Origin of the sequence: Roseburia amylophila (assembly GCF_025567465.1) — a bacterium.
Taxonomy (GTDB): domain Bacteria; phylum Bacillota; class Clostridia; order Lachnospirales; family Lachnospiraceae; genus Roseburia_C; species Roseburia_C amylophila.
On record NZ_JAOQKI010000016.1, the window covers coordinates 38,871 to 55,565 of the forward strand.

A 16,695-nucleotide genomic window follows, 5' to 3' on the forward strand; every position below is an offset into this window, starting at 1 on the left:
GCGCATATAATAGTACCAGAATCATAAAAACCTATGTGTTTTTGTAAGGACGGCGTTGCGACGGCGTTCTATTTTTTTACCCAATTGAGGAGCTAAAAATGAGTTTTATTAAAAAATATTTCCATAAAATCCTGTTATTAAGTTGCATTATTTTGTCATTGCTCAACTTAATAAATTGTTGGATATTCAAAATTGAATACGTTTTCTTAAACGAAAATCAAATTCTTTATATATACTCATCTTTAGCCCAGGTAATAGGAGCCCTTCTTGGATTGACAATTGCTGGTTACAGTATGGTAGATTCCAAACTGAAAACACTTTCAGAAACAGACACTACCATTACTGAATATGTGGAAGATACAAGACATGACTACTATATCTCTTTAATGTATATTATTATCCTAAGTACTATTAATATTATTCTTTGTTTAATTGTTCTAGCTGTATATGACAATGTATTCAACCTATTAGCACCTTTTTCCATGACAGAGACAGTCATCATTTTTGTCTATATTATGATTGAACTAATACGATTTGTTTGCTATTTAAATCCGAATACAATAAAAGAAAAAGGCAGCCTTGACAAAGATTCTATTGATGCCGAATATAAAACCAAAACAGTGGAAAGTGAGCCTTCTGAAAATTTCAGTCCTTTTATAACAGATTATAATTTACTTGAAAAACTTTTAAAAGATTTTGCTTGCTTTTTAATAGAATCCCCAAATTCCACATATAAAATACAAATTTTCGAGGCACTAGATGTTCTGCTTCGCAATGAAATCATCAATCGCGAAACCTACAGCATCATAGATGAATTTCGTCGCTACAGAAATGCACTGGTACATAGTTTAGATACTGATAAATCTGTAAACACTTCAATTTATAGAAAGCTTAACGATGTATATATATTATTAAAATCTATATATAATGCACGAATTTCTGGGAATGATGATGAATTCAAGCAAAAGCAACACGAACTAATGTCCTATAGTAAAACACATGGGTACAATGAAATTGACAGAAAAATTATAGACTTTATTTTAACACACCCTAATACTTCATTACGTGAAATTTCGGAATACACAAACTATACGTCTGAATCTATTCGCCGTAGAATATCTAATCTCCAAAAGATTGGAGCTATTAGCAAAATAGGCGAAGGCAAACAAACCAGATGGCAAGTTAATTCTAATATTTTATAATTTTGTACTCAATCTGTACTCAAACCACATAGCAAGAGCCCGGAAATCCGCATAAACACTGGATTTCCGAGCTCCATTTTTTTACTCAAACTCGCAAATTTGAAATTGATTCTATACAGTTTTGTATAGGTGTTTTGGTTCTATTTTGTTTTATTTTTGTCCAACTATTCCGACCTTATGGTCTGTACCGAATGGTTTTATCAATTTGTTATCACTGCTTTGTTATCATTTTTATCAACGTCACTTCCCAAATCTTTAATTAACTCTTTCAAACTGTCATAACCTCTTATTTTGATTAGATGTTTCATGTTTTCTGAATAAAAATTTTCAATATCCTTTTTTTCTATTGACAAGGCGAAAGAAAAAATACCTTTTAAATGTTCAATTTTTGTATAATCTTTTACTTTCTGATCATACATATTAATAGCATCCCAAAAAATCTGATTCTTCAATTTTTTTCCAACACTAATATGCCTATAATTATTTTCATCTTTTGTAATACTAATTCCTGTGATTCTTACATGATTTGATTTATTCAAGGTATAGCTTTTCGTTTTTTTCTCATTCAAAGTTAAATGTACTTTCTTCAGCAAACTCTGAACTTCCGCTTTAATATTGTCTATCTTTTCGAAGTCATCCTTACCCGTTTTAAACGAAATAACGATATCATCTGCATAACGAGTGTAAATAGGGTTGTTTAATTCCATCTTTTTAAGCTTACCATACAATAATCCGTCAAATTCTTTCATATAAAGATTCGCCAATGCTGGAGATGAAACAAGCCCCAAAGGAAGACCCTTCTCACCAACACTACATTTACGCACAATATCGTAACATTCCTTCCTGCTTATCTGCGTATTCTTATTCAGTTCAAAAAATAAACATTCTGCCAAGTACTTATGATTTATATTCGGAAAAAAATTTTTTATATCCATTTTAACAAAAATATCATTATACATATGCGCTTTCGCATTTTTGTAAATAGATGATCTTGGTACATATGCTTTTGCAAAAATAGAATTTGTTGTATATTTCTCAAGATATTTTACAACTTCTTCATGGTATCGTCTTAATTCTCCATTTTCAGTATACGTTACAATTTTTCTTACCTTGTTTTTTGTTTTAATGTATTTTACTACTAGCTGTTCCTTCATCCTATCCCTCATACTATCTGCGTATCAATTGCGCATTCTATGCACCCCGAATATTTTTCATAGAAAAAATGTTTTGTTCCATCATGATAAGTGACCATCTTTCTAGTAATTCCAACTTTATTACTTTCCACATAATCTTCTGCCTTAACGATATCAATAAACCCCGCCGCTTGAAATAAATACAGGCACATTCCTATTATCCCAGAAATATATACACGCTTAATATTCATTTTTGCATGAATAGAACACCGTTCGAAATTCTCCCCCGTTTTTTCTCCAATAGTTTGAATAAACACTTCAAATAAACAGTCTTTTATATCCTCTATATATTCTTTCATTTCTTTTTCTTCAGCGCTAAAAATCTTTTTTGACAATTCACTAATATTTAATATGGCAGCAATACAATTTAAAAGTACCCTTGGCAATAAAGTTATTTCTAAAGTAGTATTTTTCTTTTTATAATGAATAAGCCCCTCTTTCACTTTTTCCATACTTTTTGTAAATTCAATCTTATAAATCAAATTTTCTCTTTCTAAAAACTCAAGAATTTGATTACCTAAATTTCTTCCTATCTTGTCATCTACAAAATAAGAATGCCAATACTTCACATCATTTGAAAGTATATTTTTTTCAATTCTAGGATAAAACTTTATTACTTCTGCCGAATTTGGCTCTTGTAAAAAAGCCAAACGAATAAACTGTCCTAACTTACTTTCTTCAATTGCCGTTTCATCTGGAAGTAATAAGCACGTTTTACTTAATGCACTCTGTTCACTCAAAAACAACCCCGTTTCAGCACCTGTAGAAATGCTTTCATGAATAATTATATTATTATCAGATAAATAATTTGTCACCATTTCTACCTGATATAAATCTTTCATATAAATATCGTCATATAGCAAAAAGCGAGATGTTTTATTTCTAAACATGAAATTATCTTCCAAAATAATTGGACAATAATTTGCATTTTCCTTTTTCAAAAATTCACGCAATACATTTCTTTTATCCTTTTTATTACTTCTTACGTAATGTGAACCACATAAGAAAATATATCGATATTCATTAGAAAATTCCTGTTCTTTAAAAATATATCGTTTCATTTTTTCTCCACAAAAAAGGATCCTACTTAAATTTGGTAACAGTTCTTTGTAACCAAGTTGATTTATTCTGGGGTTCTACTAATGGCGGCAAGCTTGCCGACATTCGTAGGTTCTCAGAATAAATTGACTTGTCACAAAACATCGACGCAGTCGAACAAATTTAACCAAATTTTAATTACCTTATCCTCAAACGCTGAGGGAGCAAAAAGCTGTACTAGGATCCAAGATAATTGTATCACAATACTCCTGACTTTTCAAATACTTCAAAATCAGAAAAGAATCCTCTTTTTTCATCTCGTTTATCAAGCGTATTATAATTAGAATAAATGTCCTCATCTACATTATATCCCATGTTTAATAAATACTTTCTTGCTTTCATATCTCCATAATAATAATATTTTATTAGAGTAATGTATTTTGATGTTGTATGTTTAAAAAAATTTGGTCTACTTGGCCATAATGGAGTAGACGCTTGATCTTTTGATAAAACTAGGTTTATCAAAACAAATAATTCATTAAACGAGATATCAACATCTTGTGGATTCATAAGAATCTGCTCATCTTCTATCTGAGGTATACCCTCTATTTCATACTTTTTCTTACCAATCCATATATAATATTTTTCAACACAACTTTTATATGCTATCTCCAAATTTTCAATAAGAGAAGTCATTGTATCCTTATTTTGAATTTGAAGTAACATGGTCAAAATATCAGCATCTGTAAAATGCACTCTACAACCATTCTTTATATACAAAAATCTCGTAAGTTTTCCCTTCCTAATTATGTAGTTCTCGTTTATACTTCCATACAATTTCACTCTAAGGGGAATATTACATACAAAAGTCTTATCTTCTTTCTTAATCCTGTTTTTCTTACGTTCTCTCCGATATCTTTCATCTAAGTCTTCTATAAAATTACTCATCCTTTTTCCTTCAGTGAATTTTGAATCCACAATAACTATTCAAATAATTTTGTAATGTCCCGATACCGATTTACCACCCGGTAAATCTCTACATACTCTTCTCCCACTTTATAAACAATCACATAATTCTCCCAAACTGCATACTTGTAATCTGTTCGGAAACTGACTCTTTTGGAGAGATCTGCACCTATCCCCGGAAACATCTGAATATTCTCGAATTTACCGTAGATTTCTTTAATCGTCTTTGCCGCATATTCTGCATTATCCTCAGCGATATAATCACGAATTTCTTTTAAATCCGTTGCAACTAATGGGTTAATTCGTAATTTCAGCATAATTTACTCCCCCACAAGGGCTTTTAGTTCGTCCAAGCTAAGCCAGCCTTCGCCATCTTTGACTGCCTCCTCTGCCTCCTGTAGCTTCATTAATAGCTTTTTCTCTGCACGATCACGCTCATAATCTTCTATATCAAGCACTACAAAACGCCCTCTGCCATTTTTCGTCAAAAACACCGGCTCTCCAGTCCGGCAATTTTTTAAAACTTCATTATAATTTCTCAAATCAGATACTGGTAAAATATTCGCCATATAGACCGGTCTCCTTTCTTGATGCACTGTTTTTTCTATATTTATTATATGCGAAAAAGCTGTAAAATTCAACTTAAAATTTTACAGCTTTCTTATTTTTCAAATAGTAACCATCAATTCTTCAATAATATCCCGACAAGGAATTCACCAATTATTATCAATCAAAACATCAACGATTCATTCTTGATTATATTTATCTAGATAAAACATTGCTATTTACATCTTTTTACACAAATAACGATATATAATCGTAGCTAATATATACTCTGCAACTGCAACACCGGCAAGAATACATACAATTAATGTACCTGCACGAAATAGTGCAGCAATAAACGAAGCAATAAAACACGCCACCATAGTAACTGCCCATGATATATATCCCGCACGATTACGAAGCTGTACCTTTCTTTCATCCTTTAAATTAATTTCCTGTTGGCGTACTTTTTTACGATATGCTTCTACATTTTCTGGTCTTGTATTGTGATAATATCTCACTAACTGCAAAATACTACTAAAAATCAATGCGAATCCCATGGCAAAAATCATTGAGGAATAATAATCTACTTGAATAGTAACTCCAATAATTACTAAAGCTATACCAATAACGATATAAATTGCTAACATGATTTTATTACTTTTCTTCATGTTTCTCCTCCTCATAAATAAATATTTCTTCGATACTCATACCAAAATACCTGGCAAGTTTAAAGGCTAACAAAATGGACGGATTGTATCTTCCATTTTCTAAGGAGCCAATGGTCTGTCTTGAAACCTCCATGGCAGACGCTAATTCTTCTTGCTTAATTCCTCTTTCCTTTCTTAATTCTTCTAATCTGTTTTTCATTGATTCTTTTCTCATCCCCTTTTCATTCGCGGAAAGTTAACTTTCCATATTTTGATTATACATGATTATGCAGAAATGTTAAGTTAGCTTTCCATAAAAGGAAATAAAAATGAACTCCTTATTTGATAATGACAAAAACAATGATATTCTTTCTTTTTCACTTCTTACCCATATATAATCTCTGTAAACACTATTGCCTCTACTGCAGTCCTTATTCCATTCATCCTTTGTACCCACAGCATCGGCTGTTATGCTTTAAACTGTTCTGTAACTCCCTGTTTTTCTGCTATCTGTGCTACCAGAATTTCCATCCACTCATGCGCTTTGCGATCCACTCTGTTCAGATGTTTATTAAGCTTCCCTTGCAACATCAACATCTGATAGTACGGTTTTCCTTGCTCCTTGAGATATGTTTTCCGGAGTACTTCATACTTCCCGTAATGTGCTTCTTCGTCCTCAGGCAATTCCATATCCGGCAGATAATAATCCCCATACAACGTGTAGCCCAGACCATTCTTTTCATCGTAAATATGCTTATCCATAACGTCAATCCTCCTTATCTTGCGTCTCGGTCATGCGACTGCTTATTTTCTTTTCTTCTGTTTTTCTCAGCCATCTCTCTGCTTTTTTCGTTTTGAATGAGATATTTGGAACGTTCTTCTCCAACTGCACGTTTTAATCGTCGATAATCCTTATTTTCTTCCCACAGAACGGAATTTTCATTCAACAATTCCTGTTTCTGCTCCGCTAATGTATGATTGGAATTTTTCAGTCTATCATACTTATAAACGACCTGATCTAACTGCTCTTTTATTTGAATATATTTCAGATACAAACCATACAGTAGCTCTTTCAGTTCACTGATTACCGGATATGCCTTTTTATCCCGGTAACTCTTGGCACTTTCCAGCATCCCAGCCTCTGGAAGTACCTCATCAACCGGTTTTGAGAATTCACCGGCATATTTCTGGAGCTCTTTTGCAATAGTTTTTGCTTTGTTCAGACTTTTCTCATATTTATCGGCAGCTGCTTTTGCCTGTTCTGCTTCCTTTTCTGCCTGGGCACGCTCTGCTTTCTTTTTCTGTAGCTCATCCCCAGTCTGCTTCAATTCCTCATGAAGATTACCCGCCAGTTCATGGCATGCAGCCGTTTCCTTCTGTAGCTGTGCTTTCTGCTCTTCCAGAGCTGCCACTTCCTGCTCACGCTGTTCCTTTTTGAAATTTAAGACATCCAGATGCTCCCGGTGTGTACCTTTTTGCTCCCAGATCATCCCATATCTTTCTGCGATCTTCGCCAGCTCTTGTTTCTCCGATTCCATCCACTGATTATATTCTGTATTTTCCCTGCCCTTTCCGACAAAGCCTCTGGATGCCAGTGCCTGTTTCATGGATACTCTGGTATCCGGCCCTCGTTTACTTCCAGTTACATACGGCACAAAATCAATATGAAGATGTGGTGTTGCCTCATCCATATGTAGATATATACCGAATACCCGGAACTGTGGGTTCCTCTTTTGAAAATATTTTGCAAAATCCAGTAATGCCAGTCTGGCAATCTGCCCTTCTCTACTTAAGCACCCGGTATCGTCTTTATTCCCAATTTGAAAAATTGCTTCGTGGAAAACTTTCTCCTGTTTCCCAGTTCGGATGTGCTCATAATAATCTTCAATTTTCCTGTCTTTCCGTTTTTGTTTTGCGTTGTACCGTTCAATTGCTTCATCAAATAATTCATGATAGACGTCCTTCACATTCTCTGACTGCAATACCACGTTTCGGATTGTCCGGGCAGCATCTACGTTTTCTGCAATAAACTTTCTCTCATTGTGGGCGATAGAACCTTTTCCAATCATACCGCTGATCGTCCTTTTCATTTCCACTATTCTCACCTCCCTCGCTTATAAAAATGCCGGATACGGCAAAAAGAAATATGCGCCGGATACGGCGGTTTTGTTACTTTTGTCAAAAGTAACGCAAAAGCACTTTCGACAGCCGTACCGTCCATCAAAAGTACCCTTGCGCCCTGCCGGGGGCAAGACGTCCGAGGGACGTCTGTTCTGCACCGACCGAAGCGGAGCGAAGACCTTTTCCTCCCTTCGGTCAGTGTGGCTGTGCCCGGTTATATCCTTGCCCGGATATATTCCAGATCACCACGGTAAGGTGTCCCCACCAGATACCAGTTCCGGGCAACATCCATTTCCATCCGGGTCTATACCCATTTGCCATCCATTAAAATCTGCAGGCATTCCCCACAGTGCAATCCGGTATCAATCCATAAGTCCGATGACAAGATACCGTATCTTCCGTTGCTACTGTTGTAACCAAGCCTTCCTTCTCTCATTTTCCAGTCCCCTTTCCAATCGGATTAAACTCAAAATCACTCGCGAAGGATGCCCTGAAACAGGGCTCCCTTTCCGCAATGCCAAAAACTTCCGTCCTCACATCTGCTGCTTTTCCTTGTCCGCCAACGATACAGGAGCGTGCCACGCGCCTGTCCTATCGTAGTCAGGAAAGAACTACCAACGGAAATCCTCCGGTATTCCACGCCTGTCCAGATACTCCTGCCGGGCTTTTTCCCGTTCCTCCTCCGTCGGGGCAGTTTTGGATCTCGTATATAATTCCCGTTCCACCATAGCATTCATTTTCTGCTCCAATCCGTTTTTCACTTCTTCCGTGCAGCTATCATCGTCAAGCAGATGATACCGAAGAAGTTTCATAAATAATTCCTGTGGAATCTGTACATTTTTCATTGCTTGCTCCTTTCAAGGTGGCAAGATGCCCTGTTCTTAAGAAATAGTCATCTTGCCATCTTCCTTTTATTCTGACAACATCCAGAACCATTGATTGCCACGTTTTACAGAATCAATCTCCAGTTCCAGTTTTGCATTTCGCAGTGTTTTCTTCTTAATCCCACGCTTTTCAGCTTCTTCTTCAATCTTTCTCTGAGCCATACCACCGTTAGCCAGTATCTCCAGCAAGAACTCTTTCTCTTTCCGGCTTTTTTGCCCTCTGCTGTCACCACTGAGCAGATCATCTGCGCTGATGTCATATTCCCCGATCCATTCAAAACCCGTCTCCTTATCCAGACGGAATGCTATAGACTTTCCTTCCGGTGCAAGGGAGCTTTTCACGTGACATACCACACGGATTTCCGGTTCATCCTTAATTCGCCCCACGATTAGCACGCTTCTGGCTGCAGCCTGAAAATCAATAGAACCTAAGCCACGATAAGAAGACTTTCCATTGCTGTTTTTGTTCATATGCCCGATCAAAATGATTGCACAGTGATATTTCTCTGCAAGCACCGCTACACGTTTCATTAACGGGCGGATTTCATTTGCCCGGTGCATATCCACCTCTGCACCAAGGAAGCCTTGTATTGGGTCTAATACCACCAGACGGGCTTTTGTCTGTACAATAGCTTCCTCCAGCCGGATATCCAGCATAGTAAGTGGCTGCTCCCGGTCATCAATGACCAATACTCTGGAACAGTCTGCACCAGCCGCCAAAAGCCTCGGCTTAATCGTATCGCCCAGTCCATCCTCTGCAGTCTGGTAAATGACATTCACAGGCTCTATTGGACTTTCCGATAATTTCATATCAGAATCAGCAGCCGTTTCTACTCCATCCTTTGCCTCTGCTGTATTTTCCTGCCTCGGAAGAATCTCCTCACCCTTGGTCAGCTTTGCAATGATCTGAAGTACCATCGTGGTCTTGCCTTCACCGGGATCTCCCTGAATAATCGTTACCTTCCCATAAGGGATAAACGGGTAAAACAGCCATTCAATCTGTTCCACCTCCACCGTTTCCATATTGATCAACTTCATATCCGGCTCCATCCTTTTTGTTTCTGTTTTCTTTATCTCTACTCTGTTTGTTTCCATCCGTTCCTCCTTATTTTCCCGTTGAAAGAAACAGGAGATTTTGATAGAATACCCATAGAAAGTTTTGGTCTGAGTATTCTACCAAATTCCTGCCTTTAGGTGTTTGCCGACACTTAAAGGCTTTTTACTGTCCATCTTTCATCCCTTTCATCATTACCGTAATCTGTTTAATCACATCCAATAAATCTTTTGGTACTTCCTCACCTCCTTTGATGCGCTGAAGCTCCTCCAGAACTTTTGCCAGTTCCATTTTCAGTGCTTTATACACTCTTGGATTCCCTACTACGACAATTTCTTTTTCCTGCAGGCGCCGGACAATGTATTCCTGCTTCGTAAGACCGGATAATCTGACCAGCGTTTCAATCAATTCATCCTCTTCCGGTGATACCCGGAAAGCTACGGTCTTATTTCTCCAACGTCCCTGACTGTCCATGTTTTTTGCTGACATCTGTTTTCCTCCTCTACTTCGCAATTTCTTCAGTCTCAAACATTACATCCATCCGTTCCTGATCCAATCGGTCTACCATCTCCGTCTGCACGGATGGGAATAAATGTGCATACCGGTAAGTGATCTTTTCTGCAGAATGCCCTACACGTTTTCCGATTGCAAGAGCTGTAAATCCCATATTAATCAGCAGGGAAACATGGCTGTGACGGAGATCATGTACCCGGATTCTTTTTACCCCGCTTTCTTTACAGCCACGGTCCATCTCGTGGGAGAGATAATATTTCGTTACCGGGAAAATCCGGTCATCCGGCTGCAGGCTGTAATACTGTTTGAAAAAGTCCTGCATCTCATCACATAAAAACTGGGGCATCTTTACAATCCGGTTGCTGTTCTTGGTCTTTGGGGTAGAGATCACATCCTCCCCCTCCAGGCGTTGATAAGACTTATTGATCCGCAGGGTTCTCTTCTCAAAATTGAAGTCCGAAGGAGAAAGGGCGAGAAGTTCGCCTTCACGGACTCCGCACCAGTAGAGCAGTTCAAATGCATAATAGGAAATCGGTTTGTCCATCATTGCCTCGGAAAATTTTAGATACTCTTCTTTCGTCCAGAATTCCATTTCCTTACTTTCCTCTGCACCCATTGTTCCTGCTTTCTGCGCCGGATTGGCTGCCAGATCATAGAATTTCATTGCATGGTTGAAAATCGCACTTAATTGTCCGTGAATAGTTTTCAAATACGTTGGGGCAATCGGTTTCCCCGACTTATTTTTCAATTTCCGCATGGCATTCTGCCAATCAATCACATCCTTGGCGGTAATCTCAGATACTTTCCTCTGACCCAGATAAGGGATGATTTTACTACGGATAATACTTTCCTTTGTCAGCCAGGTACTTCTCTTCATACCTGGCTTTACATCCTCCTCATATAATTTGCAGAAGCTTTCCATCGTCATATTGACACTTGCTCTTTTCTGAAGTTGGAACTGATTCTCCCATTCCATTGCCTCCCGCTTCGTTTTAAAGCCACGCTTGCATTTCTGCTTGCGCTCTCCTGTCCAGTCCTGATACCTTGTCATAACGTACCATGTGTTATTGCTTTCATTCTTGTAAACTGCCATTCTTAGCCCCTCCCATCATATGATTTAGTTCCATAGAACTGCTGGTAAAAATACTTGCGGTCAACTCGACCGGGGATAGTCTGGCATCCCATCGCTTCCAGCTCCCTGTTCAGCCTTTTAATCAGCTTGTACGCATAGGATTCGGAAACCTCCAATGCCTCCATCACTTCATCCACTCTCATAAACATTTTTTCCATTGATAAATCCTCCTTTGTTTTTACTATACATTTCTGTATTGGTTATATGTTACTATACTTTTTTGTATTGGTCAAGCATCCGTAAATAAAAATTCTATACTTTTTTGTATCAGTTCTCCTTGTCGGCACTATACTTTTATGCTATACTTTTTCTATCAACAACAGATAGGAGCGATAGTTATGGCGATTGGTGAAAGAATCCATCATTTCAGACTTCTGCATGGGTTCACGCAGAAGTACCTTGGACAGCAGCTTGGCTTCAGCGATATGCAGGCAGATGTCCGTATTGCACAGTACGAAAAAGGGGCACGCAGCCCGAAAGAAAAATATCTCAATGCACTGGCTGATATTTTCGAGGTATCTCCCCATGCACTGGCTATCCCGGATATTGACAGCTATGTAGGACTCATGCACACGCTGTTTGCACTAGAAGACCTCTACGGTCTGCATATCGGCGAGATTGATGGGGAACTCTGCCTGCGGCTTGATAAAACCAAGGGTACCACCTACCTTTCTATGTTTGATATGTTCCACGAATGGCAGGAACAATCTGCAAAACTGGAATCCGGGGAGATCACGAAAGAAGAATACGACCAATGGCGGTATAACTATCCCAACGTGAAAAAATAAAAAACCAGCAAAAAAGGCCTTACCAAACTGATTTCACTCAATTCGGTAAGACCTTTTTATGTTGGTCAAAAATAATATTTACCTGATAACCTCCGGCTCACGCAAGAATAAATGCATGGTTTCCAGTGTTATCATTTTGTTATCAAATAGAACCTTGATGTCTCTCAAACGCCCTGTTTATGCGGGTTCTCAGATTTTTTTCATTACTCAAACTCTTCCCAAAGGAAGTATCATCAAATCAAAAATGCTGATTTTATGCGGCATTCCACCGCATCTATTTCATCTAATGTTACTCTTTTCATGTCGTTTTCAAAAACTTTAGTAGCAAATTAGTTGCAATAATTCCATGTTGCATCTACGAAATCTATGGCAGATATAATCTACTTTTACTACTAAAAACGAATAATCAAATATGGCTTGCGGGTGCTTAACTGTGCCTGCTGCCACCACCACTATGAAAGGAGCTTTTCTATGAGCAATCAACACAAACATCCAACTATAAGTTTTAGAATCAGCGATGCTGAACGCAAACAAATCGAAGCTCGCATCCTTACCAGCGGTATGATGAAAAAAGATTACTTTGTCCGTTCCTGCATCTATAACCATATCTGCGTTGTCGGCAAGAAAGAAACTATATATCCTCTTGTACAGACTGTTAATGCATTATATCTGCAATTACTTGAAATGCAGAAAACATTTACCAACTGCTGTGAACATCAAGCTTTAAACAATCTCCCTACAAGCGATGAAATCAAAGAACTACAGACCAACTATAACAATATGCTTACAGCCATCATTGATCTGCTTGATGGTGCTAAGTATCTGTGGGAAGGAGAACACCATGAAACAAAATAACCCTTGTTACCTGTTTGGCATGTATGAACCTGATACAGATTCCGTTATTGTTAATGCCATCAATGATACATATACCGGCACGCCTCTTATTATCAGTTGTGAAAAATGTAATTCAGCTGTCTTGCTCGATACACCTGATGATATCGCGTATCTATACCGTCTGGCACAGGAGAATCCTCTGCTGTATGCTGAATTAGCTTGTAAACCTAATGGATTACAGGAATATGTGGATGCTATAAATGAATTCAATTAACAACATAATTCTTATCTCACCAGTTGCAGACTTCTTTTGCGACTGGCGAGATATATCCTATCCCCGTTATCATTATTTTAAATGCTCCCCATTATTCTAAGCCGATTAACTTTGCCAGCTTTTTTAACATATGAATCTGTTGCTGCCAGCACTTCTTGAATTCTATCTGGTATAGCTTTACTCTTCTTTATCCCCGGTTGCACTATGCAAATACATCCTCGTAATACTTTTCCAGATGTTTTTATCTCTTTTATCATGGTCTTAAAATTTCCACCTTTTTTCACTATACAATGCCCAGCATTATGACGACTCGTGAACTTTTCAAGTAACTTTCCTTTTGTCGTAAACCATGTTACAGACTTTATTGCTTGTCCAGATACTTCATATACATCACCAACACTATTGTTATAAGATGATGAACCCATTTTTTTGACATGATACAATTCGACAACCAACTCATTATCTGTCTCATAAATTGTGATATAATCCGCCATTTCACCTGAACCATGGTCGTATATAATATATTTAAATTTTTCATCTGCTTCTAGAATTTTATATAATGCATCCTGAATTGACACCCTCGTATCGCTGTCATTTTTTCTAAATTCCAATTTTAAATTTGTATCATAATGCTTCCAATCAATACCTTCTATTATATTACTGTCAAATAACTCGCTCTCAAAATCACCTTCAATTACATCAATGCCTGTTATCGTCATGTCCTTTACAGTTTTATATATTAGTGGTTGTTCCGTGAGAAATTTGTCCATTGATATTTCTTCTTTTCCTGAACATACAATAAATCTATTTCCCAAACTTCTATATCTGGCTTTTATATCACATTCCAAGTTCTCTGAAATTTCTCCGACCGAGACCTCAACTGACACTTTTGTCTTCTCACAATTTTTCACCACAACCATCGCATCCGTTAATCTGCAACACTCGTAATCCGACTCTTTTCTACGATACTTAATAACAGGATCACAACTATATGTTTCCGCAGTAAAATCTGCATAAAAGATATCTTCCGGATATTCTACAAGAGCTTTAGGCTGAGGTAAAAAATCAAAATTTGTATTTGTTTTTACTTTTATATCTTTATTTGCTATTTTCTTTCCCAACCCATCACACCACTGTATATAATCTTTTAAGTCTTTGTAAGCACTGCTCCAAACTTTCGAAGCACTACTATATCCAATTGTGATATCTCCTTCTGCATCATCTACTGCTTTACAAAATGCATGCCCCGCAGAATACATTCTACCCGAATCTTTATCAATTGCATCACTCACATCTGAACCTGCCATTATTCTATATGATTCTCCTGATTGCGATTGCTTACTCAGCATTCCTGAATTAAAAATCTCGAAGTTTTTGAGTTTTCCCAATACTTTATATATTTCTGATTTTGGTATCGGATCATAAGAATCACAAAATGATGATACCAATTCATCATACATTGCTTCTGAATGTTTCTGTGAATATATATGTACCATATGAGTTTGTGTTTGATAATGTATTATATATAAAATATATTCAAGATTGACCTTATCACCACTTCCCATCCAAAGTGGTGATACATATTCCAAGCCAATTCCTACTACCGTATTTTCTTGTTTATTTCTTAATATTCTTCCTGCCACGTTACACACCTCTGGAAATTCGGCATTTATATCAAAACTCATAGAACGATAGATTTTCACATGACAATTAGGTCTGATTGCATGAACAGGGACATTTTCAAGAATACGCTCATCTTCAACAACATATTCTTTATAATAATTTCTATTTTGCTGTTCACTTTTATTCTTTCCTTCACTCATTCCAATGATCATATCCTGCCATACAGCATCTTTAGAATAAAGTAAATTGTTTTCAATTTCTAATTCTTCATTATTTACCGCAATAAATTTTGCCTTTCCTATATTCTTTGCATTTGTCCGAGCAAATCTACCAATAAACTGTAATGTACTCGCAAGCGATTTATGAGGAACATGTATTGCTGCAATTTTAAGATTAGGAAAATCATAGCCTTCTCCTAGCATATCTACACACACAATTCCATCCAGTTCTCCAGAACGCAACAATTTCAAAATATGCTTAACCTTTGAATTACTCATTGAACTATCCACTTTTGAAAGTTTCAATGAAGTATTATCCTTATATAACTCCTCCAGTTTTTCAGCACTTACTTTAGTATCCGTACGTACCATCAGATAATGTTCATACCCAGCTTTTCTATCATTCAGCAATACCTCCTCAGCTCTTTTAGCAATGCACAAATCATTATCCATTCCACTTTCCACAGGAACATATTGTATTTCGCCAAAAATACCATCTTCGTATGCCTTTGAAAGAGGATAATCATATACTATTTCACCTGACAGCTCTTTTCGATCCAACCTAAACGGTGTTGCTGTAAACAGCACATGCGTTGCAGCAGATAAATTCACCAATATCTGTTGCCATGTTTTAGCTGGGGTATGATGAGCCTCATCAACTTCCACCAAATCAATATTCTCTTTCGCCCAATCAGATTCACTTAGGCTGAGTGCACAACTAGGTGTAGCAACAATAACATCTGCTTGCTCCAAGTCTTTTTGATACTCCTTGGTATACAAATGCTCCAGCTCAAAAACGTTAGGTTTTTTTATTGAAGTATTAAATACATTAGCTACACACAATGTCCTAAGTTCAGAAAAATCCTCTGCAATTTGTCCACAAACCATTTTACTCCGCGTAACAACTAATACTCGTTGTTTTCGTATTAAATATGGTGTCAACATAAGCACAGCTGTTTTTCCTGATCCTGTCGGCATAATGACAATAGCTGCATCCTTTTTATTAAGTGTAAAGAAAGACGATATTGCGTGAATTGCACCTAATTGAGCATTTCGTAATCCTCTGCTTTTTTCTGAATCTATGGGATATTTTATTGCATTGTAATGAATCTCAAAATAATTCCCCATATAATTTCCTTCCTGAACTAATATTATTTTCTCATATTAGTTCATTGTACCTCCTGAAACACTACCATTCTCTCTCATTAGCGGTTTTACAATATCATAATAAACTGCAACAACCAAAATCAGACACATAATTATATATATTAACCAAAAATACAATTTGTCCATAATAACAAGCATATACCCAATAGACGTTAGAAAATAAGTAAATATTGATGTATCCAGCGTAAATTTTTCTAAACAACGCATCCAGTGTGTTTTTCTGAATTTCTTATTACGAATAAATTTATCTATAATTTTTATAACTGCCACAATAAGTATCAACGCTAAATAACCTAAAATAGCCACGATTTTATTGAGAACATCTTGATTCAAGTATATTAACGGCAATGTAATCAACGAAAGAATATAATATACTACAAACAAAATATTATTCATCAAAGGAAACACACTTTCATAATATAAGGGAGCATCCCAAAGTTTGTGTAAACCTCCAAACTGATGTAAGATAAAATTACTCAGTTTGGAGGTTATTTT

20 protein-coding genes and 1 pseudogene are annotated in these 16,695 nt (G+C 36.9%); 4 read left to right on the forward strand and 17 right to left on the reverse strand.

The window, feature by feature from the left end; genetic code table 11:
* Positions 1–98 precede the first annotated feature (98 nt).
* A complete protein-coding gene (locus OCV43_RS10485; RefSeq protein ID WP_262624067.1) occupies positions 99–1,202 on the forward strand; it encodes a winged helix-turn-helix domain-containing protein in 1,104 nt (367 codons plus the stop codon).
* 200 nt (positions 1,203–1,402) lie between these two features.
* Here OCV43_RS10485 and OCV43_RS10490 read toward each other — a convergent pair whose 3' ends face one another.
* The 15 genes and pseudogenes from OCV43_RS10490 to OCV43_RS10560 form a co-directional block, all read right to left on the reverse strand.
* Positions 1,403–2,356 carry a reverse transcriptase domain-containing protein gene (locus OCV43_RS10490; protein ID WP_262624068.1) on the reverse strand — a complete coding sequence of 318 codons (954 nt, stop codon included), beginning with the start codon at positions 2,354–2,356 and terminating at the stop codon, positions 1,403–1,405.
* 8 nt (positions 2,357–2,364) lie between these two features.
* Complete coding sequence (locus tag OCV43_RS10495) at positions 2,365–3,456, reverse strand: hypothetical protein (RefSeq protein ID WP_262624069.1); 1,092 nt, start codon at positions 3,454–3,456, stop codon at positions 2,365–2,367.
* A 235-nt stretch (positions 3,457–3,691) separates the two neighbouring features.
* On the reverse strand, positions 3,692–4,381 hold the full coding sequence (locus tag OCV43_RS10500) for a hypothetical protein (RefSeq protein ID WP_262624070.1): 690 nt from the start codon (positions 4,379–4,381) through the stop codon (positions 3,692–3,694).
* 35 nt (positions 4,382–4,416) lie between these two features.
* Positions 4,417–4,716, reverse strand: a complete 300-nt coding sequence (locus OCV43_RS10505) for a type II toxin-antitoxin system RelE/ParE family toxin (protein WP_262624071.1) — start codon at positions 4,714–4,716, stop codon at positions 4,417–4,419.
* Positions 4,717–4,719: 3 nt separating this feature from the next.
* On the reverse strand, positions 4,720–4,968 hold the full coding sequence (locus tag OCV43_RS10510) for a type II toxin-antitoxin system prevent-host-death family antitoxin (RefSeq protein ID WP_168933414.1): 249 nt from the start codon (positions 4,966–4,968) through the stop codon (positions 4,720–4,722).
* A 216-nt stretch (positions 4,969–5,184) separates the two neighbouring features.
* The gene (locus tag OCV43_RS10515; RefSeq protein WP_262624072.1) at positions 5,185–5,613 is read right to left on the reverse strand and encodes a hypothetical protein; all 429 of its coding nucleotides are present in this window, start codon (positions 5,611–5,613) and stop codon (positions 5,185–5,187) included.
* Positions 5,600–5,812 carry a helix-turn-helix transcriptional regulator gene (locus OCV43_RS10520; RefSeq protein ID WP_055195188.1) on the reverse strand — a complete coding sequence of 71 codons (213 nt, stop codon included), beginning with the start codon at positions 5,810–5,812 and terminating at the stop codon, positions 5,600–5,602. The genes OCV43_RS10515 and OCV43_RS10520 overlap by 14 nt, the downstream gene beginning before the upstream one ends.
* Before the next feature lie 248 nt (positions 5,813–6,060).
* Positions 6,061–6,354 carry a TnpV protein gene (locus OCV43_RS10525; protein ID WP_317246663.1) on the reverse strand — a complete coding sequence of 98 codons (294 nt, stop codon included), beginning with the start codon at positions 6,352–6,354 and terminating at the stop codon, positions 6,061–6,063.
* A gap of 14 nt (positions 6,355–6,368) precedes the next feature.
* Positions 6,369–7,682: a plasmid recombination protein gene (locus tag OCV43_RS10530; RefSeq protein ID WP_262624084.1), complete on the reverse strand. Its 1,314-nt coding sequence runs from the start codon at positions 7,680–7,682 to the stop codon at positions 6,369–6,371.
* A 245-nt stretch (positions 7,683–7,927) separates the two neighbouring features.
* Positions 7,928–8,149: pseudogene (locus OCV43_RS14060) on the reverse strand (DUF5348 domain-containing protein).
* A 175-nt stretch (positions 8,150–8,324) separates the two neighbouring features.
* Entirely contained in the window at positions 8,325–8,558 is a 234-nt protein-coding gene (locus OCV43_RS10540; RefSeq protein WP_262624073.1) for a complexin-2, read from the reverse strand.
* 66 nt (positions 8,559–8,624) lie between these two features.
* Positions 8,625–9,692, reverse strand: coding sequence for an AAA family ATPase (locus tag OCV43_RS10545; RefSeq protein ID WP_262624074.1), 1,068 nt, complete (start codon positions 9,690–9,692; stop codon positions 8,625–8,627).
* 124 nt (positions 9,693–9,816) lie between these two features.
* On the reverse strand, positions 9,817–10,140 hold the full coding sequence (locus tag OCV43_RS10550) for a plasmid mobilization protein (RefSeq protein ID WP_262624075.1): 324 nt from the start codon (positions 10,138–10,140) through the stop codon (positions 9,817–9,819).
* A 13-nt stretch (positions 10,141–10,153) separates the two neighbouring features.
* Positions 10,154–11,257, reverse strand: a complete 1,104-nt coding sequence (locus OCV43_RS10555; RefSeq protein ID WP_262624076.1) for a site-specific integrase — start codon at positions 11,255–11,257, stop codon at positions 10,154–10,156.
* A gap of 2 nt (positions 11,258–11,259) precedes the next feature.
* Positions 11,260–11,454, reverse strand: a complete 195-nt coding sequence (locus OCV43_RS10560; protein WP_132094110.1) for a nucleoside/nucleotide kinase family protein — start codon at positions 11,452–11,454, stop codon at positions 11,260–11,262.
* 180 nt (positions 11,455–11,634) lie between these two features.
* Between OCV43_RS10560 and OCV43_RS10565 the strand changes: the two genes are divergently transcribed.
* From OCV43_RS10565 to OCV43_RS10575, 3 genes are all read left to right on the forward strand, one after another.
* On the forward strand, positions 11,635–12,084 hold the full coding sequence (locus OCV43_RS10565; protein ID WP_262624077.1) for a helix-turn-helix domain-containing protein: 450 nt from the start codon (positions 11,635–11,637) through the stop codon (positions 12,082–12,084).
* Between the two features lie 471 nt (positions 12,085–12,555).
* Positions 12,556–12,939, forward strand: a complete 384-nt coding sequence (locus tag OCV43_RS10570; protein WP_262624078.1) for a plasmid mobilization protein — start codon at positions 12,556–12,558, stop codon at positions 12,937–12,939.
* The gene (locus OCV43_RS10575; RefSeq protein ID WP_262624079.1) at positions 12,926–13,192 is read left to right on the forward strand and encodes a hypothetical protein; all 267 of its coding nucleotides are present in this window, start codon (positions 12,926–12,928) and stop codon (positions 13,190–13,192) included. The genes OCV43_RS10570 and OCV43_RS10575 overlap by 14 nt, the downstream gene beginning before the upstream one ends.
* 77 nt (positions 13,193–13,269) lie before the next feature.
* On the opposite strand, the gene OCV43_RS10580 is transcribed toward OCV43_RS10575, so the two are convergent.
* Both OCV43_RS10580 and OCV43_RS10585 read right to left on the reverse strand, forming a co-directional pair.
* Entirely contained in the window at positions 13,270–16,161 is a 2,892-nt protein-coding gene (locus OCV43_RS10580; RefSeq protein WP_262624080.1) for a DEAD/DEAH box helicase, read from the reverse strand.
* Between the two features lie 36 nt (positions 16,162–16,197).
* The coding region (locus tag OCV43_RS10585) for a hypothetical protein (RefSeq protein WP_262624081.1) at positions 16,198–16,695 on the reverse strand (498 nt) is incomplete at its 5' end.